The sequence below is a fragment of the Paraburkholderia caballeronis genome (genome assembly GCF_900104845.1).
Classification (GTDB): Bacteria; Pseudomonadota; Gammaproteobacteria; order Burkholderiales; family Burkholderiaceae; genus Paraburkholderia; species Paraburkholderia caballeronis.
Genome location: NZ_FNSR01000003.1, coordinates 354,414 through 369,109 on the forward strand (window position 1 = coordinate 354,414; position 14,696 = coordinate 369,109).

Annotated in this window: 15 protein-coding genes and 1 pseudogene; 7 read left to right on the top strand and 9 right to left on the bottom strand. The window is 67.6% G+C overall.

Annotated features, from left to right (window positions below; translation table 11 throughout):
* The first annotated feature begins 106 nt into the window (after positions 1-106).
* The 5 genes from BLV92_RS28345 (at position 107) to BLV92_RS28365 (ending at position 4,812) form a co-directional block, all read left to right on the top strand.
* Positions 107-1,417 (top strand): MFS transporter, encoded by a 1,311-nt coding sequence (locus BLV92_RS28345; protein WP_208325494.1) that lies wholly within the window; start codon positions 107-109, stop codon positions 1,415-1,417.
* Entirely contained in the window at positions 1,414-2,091 is a 678-nt protein-coding gene (locus BLV92_RS28350; protein ID WP_143040748.1) for a DUF4286 family protein, read from the top strand. The genes BLV92_RS28345 and BLV92_RS28350 overlap by 4 nt, the downstream gene beginning before the upstream one ends.
* A 1-nt stretch (position 2,092) precedes the next feature.
* Positions 2,093-2,944, top strand: a complete 852-nt coding sequence (locus BLV92_RS28355; RefSeq protein ID WP_167627157.1) for an alpha/beta fold hydrolase — start codon at positions 2,093-2,095, stop codon at positions 2,942-2,944.
* Positions 2,941-3,474 (top strand): carboxymuconolactone decarboxylase family protein, encoded by a 534-nt coding sequence (locus BLV92_RS28360; RefSeq protein ID WP_090552096.1) that lies wholly within the window; start codon positions 2,941-2,943, stop codon positions 3,472-3,474. The genes BLV92_RS28355 and BLV92_RS28360 overlap by 4 nt, the downstream gene beginning before the upstream one ends.
* Positions 3,475-3,612: 138 nt before the next feature.
* Positions 3,613-4,812: a porin gene (locus BLV92_RS28365; protein ID WP_090553123.1), complete on the top strand. Its 1,200-nt coding sequence runs from the start codon at positions 3,613-3,615 to the stop codon at positions 4,810-4,812.
* Between the two features lie 69 nt (positions 4,813-4,881).
* On the opposite strand, the pseudogene BLV92_RS28370 reads toward BLV92_RS28365, so the two are convergent.
* The 5 genes and pseudogenes from BLV92_RS28370 to BLV92_RS28390 form a co-directional block, all read right to left on the bottom strand.
* Positions 4,882-5,067: pseudogene (locus BLV92_RS28370) on the bottom strand (acyl-CoA thioesterase); the annotation flags it as partial.
* A gap of 164 nt (positions 5,068-5,231) precedes the next feature.
* Positions 5,232-6,215: an acrylyl-CoA reductase (NADPH) gene (gene acuI, locus BLV92_RS28375; protein ID WP_090552099.1), complete on the bottom strand. Its 984-nt coding sequence runs from the start codon at positions 6,213-6,215 to the stop codon at positions 5,232-5,234.
* Between the two features lie 54 nt (positions 6,216-6,269).
* Complete coding sequence (gene acuR, locus BLV92_RS28380) at positions 6,270-6,902, bottom strand: acrylate utilization transcriptional regulator AcuR (protein ID WP_090552102.1); 633 nt, start codon at positions 6,900-6,902, stop codon at positions 6,270-6,272.
* Between the two features lie 247 nt (positions 6,903-7,149).
* The gene (locus BLV92_RS28385) at positions 7,150-8,601 is read right to left on the bottom strand and encodes a diguanylate cyclase domain-containing protein (protein ID WP_090552105.1); all 1,452 of its coding nucleotides are present in this window, start codon (positions 8,599-8,601) and stop codon (positions 7,150-7,152) included.
* Positions 8,602-8,852: 251 nt separating this feature from the next.
* Complete coding sequence (locus BLV92_RS28390) at positions 8,853-9,779, bottom strand: nitrilase-related carbon-nitrogen hydrolase (RefSeq protein WP_090729867.1); 927 nt, start codon at positions 9,777-9,779, stop codon at positions 8,853-8,855.
* 97 nt (positions 9,780-9,876) lie between these two features.
* On the opposite strand from BLV92_RS28390, the gene BLV92_RS28395 reads away from it, so the two are divergent.
* Positions 9,877-10,776: a LysR family transcriptional regulator gene (locus tag BLV92_RS28395; RefSeq protein WP_090552109.1), complete on the top strand. Its 900-nt coding sequence runs from the start codon at positions 9,877-9,879 to the stop codon at positions 10,774-10,776.
* Positions 10,777-10,898: 122 nt separating this feature from the next.
* A complete protein-coding gene (locus BLV92_RS32415; protein ID WP_177197897.1) occupies positions 10,899-11,189 on the top strand; it encodes a hypothetical protein in 291 nt (96 codons plus the stop codon).
* A gap of 138 nt (positions 11,190-11,327) precedes the next feature.
* On the opposite strand, the gene ubiT is transcribed toward BLV92_RS32415, so the two are convergent.
* From ubiT to BLV92_RS28415, 4 genes are all read right to left on the bottom strand, one after another.
* Positions 11,328-11,834, bottom strand: coding sequence for a ubiquinone anaerobic biosynthesis accessory factor UbiT (gene ubiT / locus BLV92_RS28400; RefSeq protein ID WP_090552111.1), 507 nt, complete (start codon positions 11,832-11,834; stop codon positions 11,328-11,330).
* On the bottom strand, positions 11,834-12,772 hold the full coding sequence (locus BLV92_RS28405; RefSeq protein ID WP_090553124.1) for a U32 family peptidase: 939 nt from the start codon (positions 12,770-12,772) through the stop codon (positions 11,834-11,836). Before BLV92_RS28405 ends, ubiT begins: the two co-directional genes overlap by 1 nt.
* 5 nt (positions 12,773-12,777) lie before the next feature.
* Positions 12,778-13,803: a ubiquinone anaerobic biosynthesis protein UbiU gene (ubiU, locus tag BLV92_RS28410; protein WP_090552113.1), complete on the bottom strand. Its 1,026-nt coding sequence runs from the start codon at positions 13,801-13,803 to the stop codon at positions 12,778-12,780.
* A 196-nt stretch (positions 13,804-13,999) separates the two neighbouring features.
* Complete coding sequence (locus tag BLV92_RS28415) at positions 14,000-14,554, bottom strand: HdeD family acid-resistance protein (protein ID WP_090552115.1); 555 nt, start codon at positions 14,552-14,554, stop codon at positions 14,000-14,002.
* Between the last annotated feature and the right edge of the window lie 142 nt (positions 14,555-14,696).

Genomic DNA, 14,696 nt, shown 5'->3' on the forward strand with positions numbered 1-14,696 from the left:
TCATGACGACGCTGTCGACGGCGGCCCGCGCGGTGCGGCCGATTCGCGGATAGGGCATTCCAGTCCGAATCCGTGCAGGAACACAGATAAAACTAAGGAGACTTAAGTGAAAAAAACCTCGATGTTTTCGTGGTACCGGACCGGTACCGCACAGGAGAGAAGGACTTTCTGGGCGTGTTTTGCCGGCTGGACGCTGGACACGTTCGACGCCCAGGTGTTCAGCTTCCTCGTGCCGGCGCTGATGGCGGTGTGGCACATCGACAAGGGGCAGGCGGGGATGCTGGGGACGGCGGCGCTGCTGGCGTCGGCGATCGGCGGCTGGATTGCCGGCGTGTTGAGCGACCGGCTCGGCCGGGTGCGGGTGCTGATCTTCACGGTCGCGTGGTTCACGCTGTTCAGTATCGTCGCGGGTTTCACGCATCAGTTCGGGCAACTGCTGGTCGTGCGCATCTTCCAGGGGCTCGGTTTCGGCGGCGAGTGGGCGGTCGGCGCGACCCTGATGGCCGAAGTGATCCGGCCGGAGCATCGTGGGCGCGCGGTCGGCCTCGTGCAGAGCGGGTTCTCGATCGGCTGGGGACTGGCGTCGGTGGTCACGACGGCGATCCTCGCGTGGTTTCCGCAGGCGCTGAGCTGGCGGGTCGCGCTGTGGTTCACGGTGCTGCCGGCCGTTATCGCGCTGCTGGTGAGCCGCAAGCTGGAGGAACCCGAGATATTCCGGCGCCGCGTCAAGACGGCGTCGTCGGCGGAGAAAGCGACCTTCATGTCGATCTTCCGCAAGGACGTGCTGCGCCGCACGGTGCTCGCGAGCCTGCTGGTGGTCGGCTTCCAGTCGAGCAGCTACGCCATCATCAACTGGCTGCCGACGCTGCTGGTGCAGGTCCGGCATCTGGCGCCGCAGCAGATCGTCGTGACGATGCTCATCATGACCGGCGGCGCGTTCGTCGGTTTTCTCGGCCACGCATGGCTGTGCGACCGCATCGGGCGTCGCCCGACGCTGCTGCTATCCAGCGTCGCCGCATGGATCCTGACCGTCTGCTACACGCTCGTGCCGCTGAACCCGACGCTGCTCGCGCTGATGGGATTCCCGGTCGGCTTCTTCGTCAACGGCATGTTCGCGGCGGTCGGCCCCTATCTGACCGAACTCTTTCCGACCGAGATCCGCACGACCTGCATGGCGTTCTCGTACAACATGGGCAAGTCGGTGGGCGCGCTGGCGGTGACGGCGGTCGGCGTGGTGTCGGCGTATTTCACGCTGAGCCAGTCGATCGGATTCTTCTGCCTCGTGGGTTATGCGCTCTCCGTTTTCGCGCTGATGCTGCTGCCCGAAACGCGCGGCGCGCGGCTGGATGCGGTGGAGGGCAATGGCGCGTCGGGCGCGGCGGCCGACCCGGCCGCGCTCGCGGAGAGTTCGCGATGAGCGCTCACGGCCCCGATGCGCCGATGGCCGGTTTGGCCGACGCTTCACCCGGCCTGCTGATGGTGATGATGGAGCCGCCGGCGGCGCTGGAGGACGAGTTCAACGACTGGTACGACACCGAGCATTTCCCGCAGCGCGCGGCGCTGCCCGGCTTCGTCTCGGCGAGCCGCTGGGTGTGCGTGGACGGCTGGCCGAAATGGCTCGCGCTGTACGAGCTGACGTCGCCGGCCGCGCTGCGCAGTCCGGCGTATCTGGCCGTGTCGGGACGCAACGGGACGCCGTGGAGCAAACGCGTGTTGCCGAAGACCACGGGCCGCAGGCGCATCGTCGCGAGCGCGATCGGGCCTCACGATGCGCCTCGGGCGGGCTCCGACGCGCTGTCGTTCCTGACGCTCGTCGGCTGGTCGGCGGACGACGATGCCGCCGCCCGTCGCGTGGCATCGGTGCTGCGGGACTCGCTGGCGGAATCGGCGGCCGCCGAATCCTTTCGCGCCTTCGTTGCGCCGTCGCGCGGCGCGCTGCATGCGTGGGCGTTGATCGGCGCGGCATCGCCCGCGAAAGACGAGCGGGCGCGTGCCACTGCCACGCGCGTGCTGGAAGCGGAGCGGGTGCATTTGATGAACCGTTATGTCCCGTACGTGCGGGCCGGGAGCGAATACAGCGATGGCGCATGAGATGCAAAGACAGCGGACGGACTGGCGGCGCGGTGCGCCGTTCGACGTGCGGTGCGGCGACGGCGCGACGATCCGCTGCCGGATCGACGGCGTGCCGGGCGCGCCCTGGGTGCTGTTCAGCAATTCGCACGCGACGAATCTGTCGATGTGGGACGAACAGGTGCGCGCGCTGGAGGACCGCTTTTCGATCCTGCGCTACGACCAGCGCGGGCACGGCGGCAGCGCGGTCACGCCGGACGTGACGTTCGACCGTCTCGCGGAAGACGTGGTGGATATCTGCGATGCCGTTTCGATCGATCGGGCGACGCTCGTCGGCGTGTCGATGGGGGCGGTGACGGTGCTGCGGGTCGCGGCCCGCTTTCCGCAGCGCGTAGTCCGTGTCGTTGCGTGCGACGGTCAATGGAAGGCGCCGGCCGGCGCGCGCGAAGCGTGGGAGACCCGCATCGCCGCCGCGCGCACGGCCGGCATGACGCCGCTCGCGGCCGCGACGGTCGCGCGCTGGTTTCCCGCGCAGTCATTGCGCGATGCTGCGAGCCGGATCGCCGCCGTGGAGGCGATGATCCGGGCCACGTCCGTGGACGGCTACGCGTATTGCGCGATGGCGATGCAGGCTTACGACTTCAGCGGCGACTGTCCGCGCTTCGCGTTGCCGGTGCATTTCGTCGTCGGGGCCTGCGACGGCGCGCTGCCCGCGACGATGCTCGACATGCACGCCGCGACGCCGGGTTCGACCTACGACGTCATTCCGGAGGCCGGCCACCTGCCGCCGGTCGACCGGCCGGAAACCATCAATGCGCTGCTCGCCCGCTATCTCGGATCGGGCGAAGCGGCAGACGGAGACACAGAACGATGAGCAGAATCGATCCGGTGACGCCGGAACGGATGTCCGACGAGCAACGCAGGCTCTACGACTCGATCAGCAGCGGCCCGCGAGGCGGCGTGCGCGGCCCGCTCGCGATCTGGCTGCATCGGCCGGGCCTGGCGGCTCCAGCCCAGGAACTCGGCGCGTATTGCCGGTACGGTTCGTCGCTGGACGCGCGGCTGTCCGAACTGGCGATCATCACGCTCGGCAGCCTGTGGGACGCCGGCTACGAATGGTCCGCGCACAAGCCGCTCGCGCTCGCGGCCGGCGTCGCGCCGGAAGTCGTCGATGCGATCGGGCGCAAGGAAACGCCGCGCTTCGAGCGCGAGGACGAGCAACTGGTCTATGACTTCGTGACCGCGCTGTCGGTCGGGCGCGACGTAACCGAACCGCTGTTCCGCCGCGTGCTGGAAGGACTGGGCCGCGACGGCCTGATCGACCTGACCGGCATCGTCGGTTATTACACGTTCATATCGATGACGATCAAGGTCTTCGACATTCAACCGGGGCCACGCCCTTAACTTTCGCGTCTGTTCAGTACAGACGCTTCAGCAGGTATCCCCTTTCGTTGTTTGCGCTCGTCGCCCGATGCGACGGCGGGATCCTGCTCGTCCGTAGCCCGTATGACGGGCAGTAAAAAAATAAAGGAGATGGAAAAGATGAACAAAAAGACGATCTGCACGCTGCTGGTTTTTCCCGTGTCGCTTTGCGCGCATGCGCAGAGTTCGGTGACGCTCTATGGTCTGCTGGACAACGGCCTTGCATACGTGTCCAACGCGCATGGCGCGCGCCAGTATTCGGTCAGCACGAGCAACCTGCAGGGAGACCGTTGGGGTTTGCGCGGTTACGAGGACCTGGGCGACGGCTTCGGCGCGGTCTTTCAACTGGAAAACGGCTTCAACGTCGATACCGGCGCATTGGGACAAGGGGGCGCCGAGTTCGGGCGCAGGGCGTTCGTCGGCGTGACGAGCCCGTACGGCACGGTGACGATCGGCCGGCTGAATGACCCGGTTGGCGATTTCGTCGGCGGCTTCGAGTCGGCGAATACGGAGTCTCACGTGAAGGCCGGCGAGTGGGGCAGCATTCCGGGCGCGCACCCTGGCGACCTCGACAATCTCGACAACACGTTCCACATCAACAACTCGGTCAAGTACACCAGCAATTCCCTCAACGGCCTCGTCGTCGGCGGCATGTACACGTTCGGCGGCATCGCGGGCAATTTCAGGCAGAACCAGTTGTACGGCATCGGCGCGCGATACGATCGCGGGCCGCTGAGCGCGGGCGTCGCGTTCGAGCGCGCGCAGAATCCGAACTATGCGGTGTGGGGCGTGAATCCGAACGCCAGTTCGCCGGCGTCGGCCAACGCGTCGAACATGACGAGCCCGGTCTACAGCGGTTATGCGTCGGCCGGAACGTGGCAGGTGCTGGCGGCGGGCGGCGCGTATCAGATCGGCGACGTGACGCTGGGCGCGGTCTACAGCAACGTCAAGTTTCTCGATCTCGGCGCGACGGCCGGCGCGGGGCTCAACCCGCGAGGGCTGAGCGGCCATGCGACGTTCAACGTCGCGGAACTGAGCGCGGCGTGGCTCGTGAGGCCGGAATGGCAGGTCGGCGTCGCGTGGACCTATACGCATGGCGCGTCGAGCGATTCGACTTCGGCCGCGTCGTACAACCAGGTGAACGTCGGCAGCAACTATTTCCTGTCGAAGACGACGGACCTGTATCTCGTGGGGCTGTTCCAGCGCGCGTCGGGCATCGATTCGACCGGGGCGGACGCGGTGGCGGCGATCAATGCGCTGACGCCGTCCAGTTCGCGCGTGCAGACGGCGGCCATCGTCGGGATTCGCCACAAGTTCTGAGTGCAGGACGCGGCGCGGAGCGGAAACGCGAGGCCCGCTTCCCGGCGGCGGGCTCGCGGCGCGCAACGCCTATGCGGGCTGCGCGACTCCCGTTGCCGGCAGCTTGCGCGGCGCGCGATCCTCACCCGTCGCGACGAACGTCAGCGTCGCTTCCGTGACCTTCACGATCACCTCGTTGAGCCCCATCCGCTGCGCGAATACCTCGACGTTCACGGTGACGGACGTGGTGCCTTCGCGGACGATCCGGGCGTAGAAGTGTTCGCAACTAACGGTCAACCCCGCACGACACACCCGACAACGCTCCATCGCGCAAAAACAACCATGCCCGGCAGAACGCGGGGCATACCACGTCTACGATGAGAAGCGGGGAGAAGCGATGAGAAGCGGGGCGAAGCGCAGCAACCGCCCCGCGCCCATCATCAACGATTCACATCGACGACAAGCCGCCCACGCACCTGCCCTTGCAGCAGTTCACTCGCCGCGTCGATCGCCTCGCCGAGTCCGATTTCGCGCGTCATCGCATCGAGCCGCTGATGATCGAGTTCCTGCGCGAGCCGCTGCCACGCGACGTTGCGCTCCGCGATCGGCCGCGTCACGCTGTTGACGCCGAGCAGGCTCACGCCGCGCAGGATGAACGGCGCAACGGTTGCCGGCAAATCCATCCCTTGCGCGAGGCCGCACGCGGCAACTGCGCCGTCCGCGCGAATGCCTGCACACACATTCGCGAGCGTATGGCTGCCGACCGAGTCGATCGCGGCGGCCCAGCGTTCCTTCTGCAATGGCTTGCCGGGCTCGGACAGCGTATGCCGATCTACGATTTCAGCAGCGCCGAGGCCGGTCAGGTAGGCGGACTCCTGCGGCCGCCCGGTCGATGCGACCACGCGATAACCGCGCTTCGCGAGCAGCGCGATCGCGAAGCTGCCGACGCCGCCGTTCGCGCCGGTCACCAGCACGTCGCCGCTCGCGGGCTTCAGCCCGTGGCGTTCGAGCGCGAGGATGCACAGCATCGCGGTATAACCGGCGGTCCCGACTGCCATCGTCTGTTTCGGCGTGAGGCCGTCCGGCAGCGGGATCAGCCAGTCGCCGCTGACGCGCGCCTTCTGCGCGAGGCCGCCCCAATGCGCTTCGCCGACGCCCCAGCCGTTCAGCACCACGCGGTCGCCGGCCGCGTAACCCGGATGCGAACTCGCGGCGACGGTGCCCGCGAAGTCGATGCCCGGCACCATCGGAAAACGGCGAACCACCGGACCCTTGCCGGTGATCGCGAGGCCGTCCTTGTAGTTGAGCGTGCTGTATTCGACGTTCACGAGCACGTCGCCTTCCGGCAATTGCGACTCGTCGAGCGACGCGAGCCGCGCGCGAGACACTTCGTTATCCTTCTCGATCAGAATGGCATTGAACATGGTCGACTCCGTTGCGACAGATGCGAATGAACGCGGGGCGGCCGGCCGCGCCGGTCAGCGCGGCAGCCCCGCAAGAAAGCCTTCGAAGAAGATATCGAGCGGCGCCGCGCTCGCGGTCAGCCGCGCGCGCAGCACCGCGCCTTCCCAGCCGATCCAGAAGAATGCGGCGAGCGTGCCGCAGTCCGCGCGCTTCGACAGTTCGCCGTGATGCTGCGCGGCGCGCAGGCAGTCGGCGACGCGATCCTGCCAGCCTTGCAGCACGCGCGCGAGCCGCTCGCGATAGTCGGCGGGCAGCGCGCCCAGTTCCTGACCGAGATTGCCGACGAGGCAGCCGCGCGTGTATGCGTGGCGCGCCATCCCGGCCTTCGCGTCGTCGACGAAATCGCGCAGACGCGTCAGCGGCGCGCGGCTGTCGTCGTGCAGCCAGCGGTCGAGTTTCGCGCAGAAGTACGCGTCGTAGGCGTCGATCACCTCGCGGCCGAACGTCTCCTTGTTCGCGAAGTAGTGATAGAACGAGCCCTTCGGCACGTTCACGCGTTTGAGCATCGTGTCGAGACCGGTGGCCGTGAAGCCCTGTTCGGTCAGCAGTTCCATGCCGGAGCGGAGCAGCGTGTCGCGGGCGTCCGTATAGTCGCGGGACGGTCCGGGCGGGCGGCCGCGGCGAGGTTTGACGATCGGCGTTTCCATGCGGCGGATTTTAGACCGATCGTCTATGAAATTCAACGAAGATTTGTCGGCGGGGCGATGGAGGGGCTGCGCGCACCGCGACTCCCGGCGCGAGTATGCCGCCGTATGGAGACGAACGGCTCGTGTCTGGAGAAGGACAGAAACAGGACCGGCAGCACGGCGCATGCATGCTGTCGCGGCCGAAGCGATCGCGAACGCGCGCGGCGCGCCGGCGAAAAACCGGCTACACCGCACCCGACCCCACGACTCAACGCACAGCCGTCGCCGCCGAACTGTCGCCGTGCTCGTTGCGGCGGCGCTTCGCTTCGTACATCGCCGCGTCTGCTTCGCGCAGCATCTCTTCGATGCGGCTGCCTTCGCGGCAGGTCGCATAACCGAGCGAGAAGCTGAGCGTGGGACCGGAGTAGAACTGGTTGTTCAGTTCGGTCAGCTTCGCGATGCTGTCGATCACGATCTCCGCGTCGCGCTCGTCGGAGCCGGGCATCAGCACCACGAACTCGTCGCCGCCGATGCGCGCGGTCTGGTGCGGCTTCTGCGTCGCCTTCGCGAGGACTTCGCCCGCGCGTCGCAGCAGCGCGTCGCCAGCCGCATGGCCGAGCTGGTCGTTCACCTGCTTCAACTGGTCGAGGTCCGCGATGATCGCGCTGACCGGAAACGGCCCCTTGCGCGCGAGGCGGTTCAACTCGTCGACGTAGAACGAGCGGTTCTTCAGCTTCGTCAGCACGTCGTGCTTGCCGAGATATTCGAGGTACGCCTCGGCCTTCTTGCGCGCGGTGATGTCGGTGAGCGCGAGCAGCACGAGGTCCCACTTCTCCTCATGGCCGGGGAACACCGAGAACTGCATATGCACGTTCAGTTCGTTGCCGTCGAGCGCGTAGTTGACGACCTCGCGCTGCTGGAACAGCCGGCCGTCCCACAGGTCGAGCAACTGTTCGCGGAAATGCCCGCGCATGTTGTCGCGGAACACGTCGGGCAGGCGGCCGAGCAGCGTGGGTTTGTCCGGCGCGCGGAACATGTCGAGCGTGTAGTGGTTCACGTCCAGCACGTCGATCTCGCTCATGCAGCGTTCGACGAATTCCGGATGCACGTCGGTGAACGTGCGGAAATCGACGATGCCCTGCATCCGCAGTTCTTCGAGCAGTTCCTTGATGGTCGAGAAGTTCTCGATCCACAGCGACACCGGCGCATGCTCGAACAGCCCGCGCGCATATTGCTCGCTCGCGTGCGCACGGCGGCGCGCGTCCTCCAGCGGCGTGATGTCGTCGATCGCGACCAGCACGCGGTCCCACTGCGCCTCGTGGCCCGGCAGGATCACGCCCTTCAGCAGGATGTCCATGCGCCGGCCGTCGAGCGTGTAGTTCACGCTCTTGCTGCGAAACGACGTCTGCCCGGACCACATCTGTTCCAGTTCCTCGACGTGCGCATCGAACATGTCGTCGCGCAGCACGTCGCCGAGATGCGCGGACAGTTCGTCGAAGCTCTTCGCGCCGTACAGCGCGAGCGTCTGCTGGTTCACGCGCAGCACGCGGATGCACGCGGAACACTCGGCGACGCGGCGCGGGTCGTCGAGCAGGAAGCGGCGCAGGTCGGCGACGCCTTCGGCGCGCCAGCGGTCGAACAGCGCGCGCAACTGGCTATAGTCTTCGAGCCAGAGCGCGGTGGGGGTCACGTCGAAGAAATCGAACAGCGCCACGCCCATGTTCGCGAAGCTTGCCGGGGTGGCCGGAATGCCTTGTTGCATCGTATGGTGACTGTAAGAGGGTTGCAGCGGTCCTGCGCCAACGGCGCTTACCGGGATACTAACGTACCCGTGCGCGCCGCGGTGCGGATTGCGGCGGTGTTGGGCGGTCGCGTCGCGGGGTTTCGCGGCGTTTCGTGGGCGGTGGCGGACGGCGGCGGACGGCGGCGGGCGGTCGAGGACGGCGAGCAGCGCGGCTTTCCGCGCGGGCGTCAGCGTCCGATGCGCGTGCGCGCGACGACCGCGAACGACAGCGGGACCGAGCCACGCGCCGCCGCCCGCTGCGGTTCGCGCGCGGCGGGTAGCGACGCGGCGCGGCCGGACAGTTCCGGCCGGCGCGCGGCGAGCCGCTGCCGTCCTGCGCTGGCGGCGACGCGGGACGGTTCGACGTCGGCCGCGAGGAGCCCCTGCATGTCGTCGCGCTCGATGCCGATCGGCTGGCCGGACGGATCGACGATCGTTGCGGCGTTCGCGATGCGCGACGGGTTTTCGCTGTCCGCTGAATCGCAGAACGCGACGTAGAAACCGTTTTCGAGCGCGCGCGCGGCGAGCACGCGTGGCAGCCAGCCGTCGTCGCGCGGATGCGGTGACGGCGTCAGATGCGGCGCGATCAGCAGATGCGCGTCCATCAACGCCAGGGTCCGCGCGTTCTCGGCCAGGTCGTTGTCGCGGCCGATCAGCACGCCGATCCTCGTGCCCCAATGCGTGTCGAACGCCGCGATCTCGCCGCCGTGGCGGGCGTGCCGGCCGTCGCGCGAAAGCGCTTGCCGCTGCCAATGACGCTGGCCGTCCGGCAGGCAGATCGCGTAGCTGTTGAACAGCCGCCCATCGGCTGCGCGTTCGATCAACCCGACGCCGGCTGCGACGCCGGTTTGCGCGACGGCATCCCTAACCGTTCGAAACGCGGGACTGTCGGACGTTTCCACCACGGTATCCGGCGCGCCACGACGGGCGGTGCGCGCATTCGCGAGGTCGCCGCCGGTCAGGCATCGCTCCGGAAAAATCGCGAGCGCCACGCCGGCGCGCGCGGCCCGTTCGAGCGACGACGCGACGAGCATCGCGTTGTGCATCGGATCGCCGTGTCGCGGCGCGAGCGGAATCGAAGCGACCCGCAGTGGAGTTGGGGACGAAGAGCGCATGATGGATGACGGGCAAAAGACGAGGAACACCGCTATTGAATGCGCGATCGTTCAATCAGTAAAATGAATCTTCTTCCCGATTCGATCACTCTCTGGAATGGAACTTAGACTGCTTCGCGCGTTTCTCGCGATCGCCGAGCTGCGGCACTACGGGCGCGCGAGCGACGCGCTGCATCTGAGCCAGCCGGCGCTGAGCAAGCAGATCGCCGTGCTCGAAGCGCAGCTCGGCGCGAAGCTGTTCGAACGCGGCCGGCACGGCGCGGAACTGACGACGTTCGGCGCGGCCTTCGTGGCGGATGCGCGCGCGCTGGTCCGCGACGCCGACGAGGTGCTGGCCCGCGCGCGCGCCGCGAGCAGCGGCCGGCGCGGCCATCTGCGCGTCGGGCTCGGACTGTCCACGTTGACGTTCGCGCCGCGCCTGATCGCCGGGTTTCGCGAGCAGCATCCGGACGTGAACGTGACGCTGCACGACCTGTCGTCGGCGGGGCAGACCGAGCGGCTGCTCGCGGACAAGCTCGACGTCGGTTTCGTGCGGCTGCCGGCGGCCGACGGGTTGTCCGCGTTCGCGGTGCTCGACGAGTCGCTGGCGCTCGCGCTGCCGCAGCACGTGCGGTGGCGGCGCGTGCCGGCGGACGCCGCGCGGCTCAACGAACCGGGTTTCGTCGCGCTGACCCGCAGCCGCGGCCCCGGCCTTGCCGCGCAGGTGGATCGCTGGTGCGCGGCGCATGGTTTCGCGCCGCGCGTGATCCAGCATGCGGACGACATCCAGACCGTGCTCGCGTCGGTGGCCGCGGGCGTCGGCGCGGCGTTCCTGCCGTCGCGCGCGCAATACCTGCTGCGCGACGCGCGCGTGTTGCCGCTGCGCGATGCGGCTGCGCAGTGGCGCGTCGGACTCGCATGGCGCGCCGACCGCGACGATGCGGTCGTCGAACGTTTTGTCGCGTTCGTCAAGGCGGCGGTGCGGCGCGGGGATGTGCCGCGCGGCGCGGTGGACTGAATTCGAAAAAGCGGAAAAAATCCGGCAATACGCGATTCCTTGATCCGGTCATTAGGCGGAATTACCCCGCTGCGTTATTCAACGGCAGTGCGGCCATTTGGACTTTAGCGTTAGATAGTGCGATGCCGATTAATCGAACATCGGCGCAAAACGCTTATGCAGCAAGCACTTCATCGATTTCGCCGCGCGTTTTACGCGTCGATGCATTGCATTTTGATTTTCGAGATTGGAGGTCATTCTTTCGAAAATTTGTGTGCGCCTCAGGGCGGATCATCAACAACACCCATGGCGCGACCTGTCACGCGTCGGTCGGGCAGAACGACGAAACGCGGCTCGGCGGCGGACGCGAACTGGCCTCCGCATCCGGAACGTTCCGGATGCCGAATATTTCGCCGGATCGCCGGGCAAGATGAAAGAGGTGATCGACAACACGTCGAGGCTGCCCGGCCGACGTCGAGAAGTATCGCGGGACGGCGCCCGCGACGGACGTGTTCGTTGCGCCGCGCGGCGCGGCATGAGCGGTCGCGGCGAAGCGTTTGACGCGACGGCGTTCAGTCGCCCGCGCGGGGTTCGCCGCCGAACCGTTTTTCGAGCAGCGACACGAACTGCGCGACGCGCCGAACCGCCGACTGCACGATGCGGCCGTCGCGCGTCGCGTCGAAGTCCACCGCGTCGATCGCGTTGCGCACGATGAGCCCGAGTTCGGTGTCGCCCTGCATCGTCAGGCGGCGCGCGAAAAACAGCGTATCCGCGTCGATCTCGCGGGCGGCGAGCCGCAGGAAGTCGCGGCTGCCCGCGGCGATGCACAGGTCGGCTTCGCCGCCAGTCGGCGACGCCGCGAAACGGCCGGCCGTCAATGTGAGCCCGATGGCGATGCCGACATCGGTCACGTCGATCACATAACGGCGGCGTTCGAGCCTCTCGCGCGTCTCGGCGTCGAGCAGCGGCAGCAAATGCAGGTTCAGCAGCGCGGCGAGCGCGATGGCGGGCGGCCTGGCCGGCAGCCCGCCGAACACCGCGCGCAGCGACGGCAGGCGAAGCGGATGAATGATCGCCATTACGCGTGTCCTCCGTTTGTTGCGCGGGTCCATTCGATGCCGCCGCGTCCGCCGGCCGCCGATGTGATGCCGGGCCGCCCGAACCAGAAGCCGTCGCACGGCGGCGCGTGCTGGAGGCCGCGCGACCGGTCGTACGCATCCTGCGGATCGAGTTCGCCGCGCGCGGCGGCCGCGACGATGTCGACGATCTCCGGCGTGTGCTGCGATTGCGGACTCACGCGCAGCACCGATACGCCGGCGTCGCGCAGCGCATCGACGTGACGCGTCAGGTTCACGATCTGCGCGGTCTGAACCTGCACGCCGTTCAGCGCGACGAACGGCGTGCCGTCCTGCGCGGCCACCGCGATGCCGTCGGCGTCGTCCTCGCAGCGGCGTTCGCAGCAGTCCTTCTGCAGATTGTGATGCCGCGCGGTGAAGCAGCGCGCGGAAAACGCGAGCGGCGCGCGTCCGTACACGAGGTATTCGGTTTCGCACGGCGCACGGCGCTCTGCATGCACGGCGCGCAACACGTCCGCGTCGCAGTCGATCGGCGCGGCCCAGCGGCGCGCGCCGAGTTCCGCGAGCCAGTCGAGCATCGGCGCGCTGTAGCAGTTCACGTGCGGCCCGATCACGAACGGCGTGCCGCGCGCGAGCAGGCCGACCGCCGACATGTCGTTCGCCTCGACCGCGAATTCGCCGTTGTCCGCGATCCGGCGCAGCCGCCGCAGGTCCGCTTCGGTTTCGGTCAACGCGAGCGTCGACAGCACCACTTCCTTGCCGTGCGACGCGAGATCGCGCGCGAGGCCGAGCCAGTCGTCACCGCGCAACTCATGCCGGCGCGAGCAGACGACTTCGCGGAGATACACGACGTCGACGCGCGACCGCGCGATCGCATCGTAGAACCGCATCACGTCGCGACGCGGCCAGTAGTAAAGGATCGGGCCGAGCGAGGTTTTCATCGGGTTCATTTCCACGGACGGGAATAGGCGCCGAGCGTGTCCTGTTGTCCTTCGGACAAGCCGGCCAACGTCGCGAGCCACGCGGCCTGCGGCTGCATCGCATCGCCGCGCTGCGCGAGCGCGTCGAGCGCCGCGCGCCACACGCGCGTGACCGCGGCCGTGTACGCGGGGCCGCGTTGCCGTCCTTCGACCTTCACCGCCGCGACGCCGATGCGCGCGAGCGTCGGCAGCAGTTCGAGCGCGTTCAGGCTCGCGGGCTCTTCCATCGTGTAATAACGTTTGCCGCCCGCGTCGAAACGGCCCTTGCAGATGGTCGGATAACTTGCGCGTTCGTCCGGATCGTAGCTGTCGACGAGCACCGGTCCGAGCTTGGCATCGAGCCGCCGGCGGCCCGCGTCGATCCGCTCGATCCACTGCACGTGACGCGCGGGCGAGCAGACGCCGCTCAGGTTCGGTGCCTCGCCGCTCGCATGCGCGGACAGCGCGCAGCGGCCCTCGACCATCACGCACAGGCTGCCGAAGCCGAACACCTCGATCTCGACCGCCGTATGCGCGATCGTGTTCTCGATCTGCTCGACGGACAGCACGCGCGGCAGCACCGCGCGGCGGATGCCGAACTCGCGCGCGAGGAAGTTGATGCCTTCGTAGCTGGTGACCGATGCCTGGACCGACAGATGCAGCCGCAGCGACGGATGGACCCTTGCCGCATACGCCATCAATACGACATCGGCGACGATGATCGCATCGACGCCGACCCGCGCGGCGATGTCGATCGCGTTGGTCCATCGCGATAGATCGCCGCCGTGCGCATAGGTGTTGATCGCGAGCAGGACCTTCGCGCCGGCGCGATGCGCGTACTGCACGCCGTCGCCCAGCGCGCGCTCGTCGAAATTGAGGCCGGGAAACGCGCGCGCATTCGTATCGTTCTTGAGGCCGACATAGATGCAATCGGCGCCGCCATCGACGGCGGCGCGCAGCGCCGGCGGGCTTCCCGCGGGACACACCAACTCCGGGATCTTGAGATCGGACATCGACACTGGACTCCATCGCCGCGGCGTGCGCCGGACGCTGTGGCGCCGTTCGCGTGCACGGCGACTCGTTTTCAGAACGATAGCGAGGGTAGCGCAAAGCGCCTCTGTTCCGGGCGGAATCTTCCGCGGCGGACTGTCGCCTTTGTCGCGATGTGAGCGGTGTCTGGATCGTTCGAATAGTCTGGATGGCGGACCATCATGCGCCGACGCGCGTGCCCTTCGACGCGGTGACGATTCCCATCGAGATCAGGTCGAGCCCGAGGAACAGCGACAGCATCCACGTTGGCGTGCCGGGAAAAGTCGCGGCGAGGAAGACCGCGAGGAACAGCGACAGCCCTGCGCTGACGAGCGACAGGTTGTCGATTCGCGCGGGATCCGATTCGATCGACGACACCATCTTGAAGAAGCCGTCGAGCACGAAGAAGATCATCAGCAGCACCGCGAGGCTGCGCGCGTGCGGCCCTTCGTTCACGAGCACGAGTATGCCGATCAGCACCGGCACGACGACGGGCGGAATGCGCCGCACGATGTTGCGCGCGCCGCGCGTCGCGAAGAGCCGCAGCAGATGCGCGAAGCCGCAGAAGATCAGTATCCGGCCGATGAAGAGCGGCCCGGCGATCGGCGACACGAACGGGATCAGGATGCAGAAGATCCCCGCGACGACGAGTATCGCGGACGTCGACAGCGGCCAGACGGAGCGCTTCGTCGAGCCGCTGTTCATCGGTGGCGGGTTGCGTCCTGGCTCGATCATGTTGCGTACCCCTTCGGCCGGAACAACCGGCGTCGGCGAATGCGGCGGGATGATGTGCCGGGCGGACGGTCACGCGGCACGGTACACGGCACGGCGCACGAGTGGATCGGCCCGAAAGACGGGGTGGCGTCGGCCAGGCCTT

Excerpts from the sequence above, each read along its gene's own strand:
- BLV92_RS28350 (WP_143040748.1), top strand. The coding sequence starts at position 1,414 with ATGAGCGCTCACGGCCCCGATGCGCCGATGGCCGGTTTGGCCGACGCT.
- BLV92_RS28355 (WP_167627157.1), top strand. The coding sequence starts at position 2,093 with ATGCAAAGACAGCGGACGGACTGGCGGCGCGGTGCGCCGTTCGACGTG.
- BLV92_RS28360 (WP_090552096.1), top strand. The coding sequence starts at position 2,941 with ATGAGCAGAATCGATCCGGTGACGCCGGAACGGATGTCCGACGAGCAA.
- BLV92_RS28365 (WP_090553123.1), top strand. The coding sequence starts at position 3,613 with ATGAACAAAAAGACGATCTGCACGCTGCTGGTTTTTCCCGTGTCGCTT.
- acuI (WP_090552099.1), bottom strand. The coding sequence starts at position 6,215 with ATGTTCAATGCCATTCTGATCGAGAAGGATAACGAAGTGTCTCGCGCG.
- acuR (WP_090552102.1), bottom strand. The coding sequence starts at position 6,902 with ATGGAAACGCCGATCGTCAAACCTCGCCGCGGCCGCCCGCCCGGACCG.
- BLV92_RS28385 (WP_090552105.1), bottom strand. The coding sequence starts at position 8,601 with ATGGGCGTGGCGCTGTTCGATTTCTTCGACGTGACCCCCACCGCGCTC.
- BLV92_RS28390 (WP_090729867.1), bottom strand. The coding sequence starts at position 9,779 with ATGCGCTCTTCGTCCCCAACTCCACTGCGGGTCGCTTCGATTCCGCTC.
- BLV92_RS28395 (WP_090552109.1), top strand. The coding sequence starts at position 9,877 with ATGGAACTTAGACTGCTTCGCGCGTTTCTCGCGATCGCCGAGCTGCGG.
- BLV92_RS32415 (WP_177197897.1), top strand. The coding sequence starts at position 10,899 with ATGCCGATTAATCGAACATCGGCGCAAAACGCTTATGCAGCAAGCACT.
- ubiT (WP_090552111.1), bottom strand. The coding sequence starts at position 11,834 with ATGGCGATCATTCATCCGCTTCGCCTGCCGTCGCTGCGCGCGGTGTTC.
- BLV92_RS28405 (WP_090553124.1), bottom strand. The coding sequence starts at position 12,772 with ATGAAAACCTCGCTCGGCCCGATCCTTTACTACTGGCCGCGTCGCGAC.
- ubiU (WP_090552113.1), bottom strand. The coding sequence starts at position 13,803 with ATGTCCGATCTCAAGATCCCGGAGTTGGTGTGTCCCGCGGGAAGCCCG.
- BLV92_RS28415 (WP_090552115.1), bottom strand. The coding sequence starts at position 14,554 with ATGATCGAGCCAGGACGCAACCCGCCACCGATGAACAGCGGCTCGACG.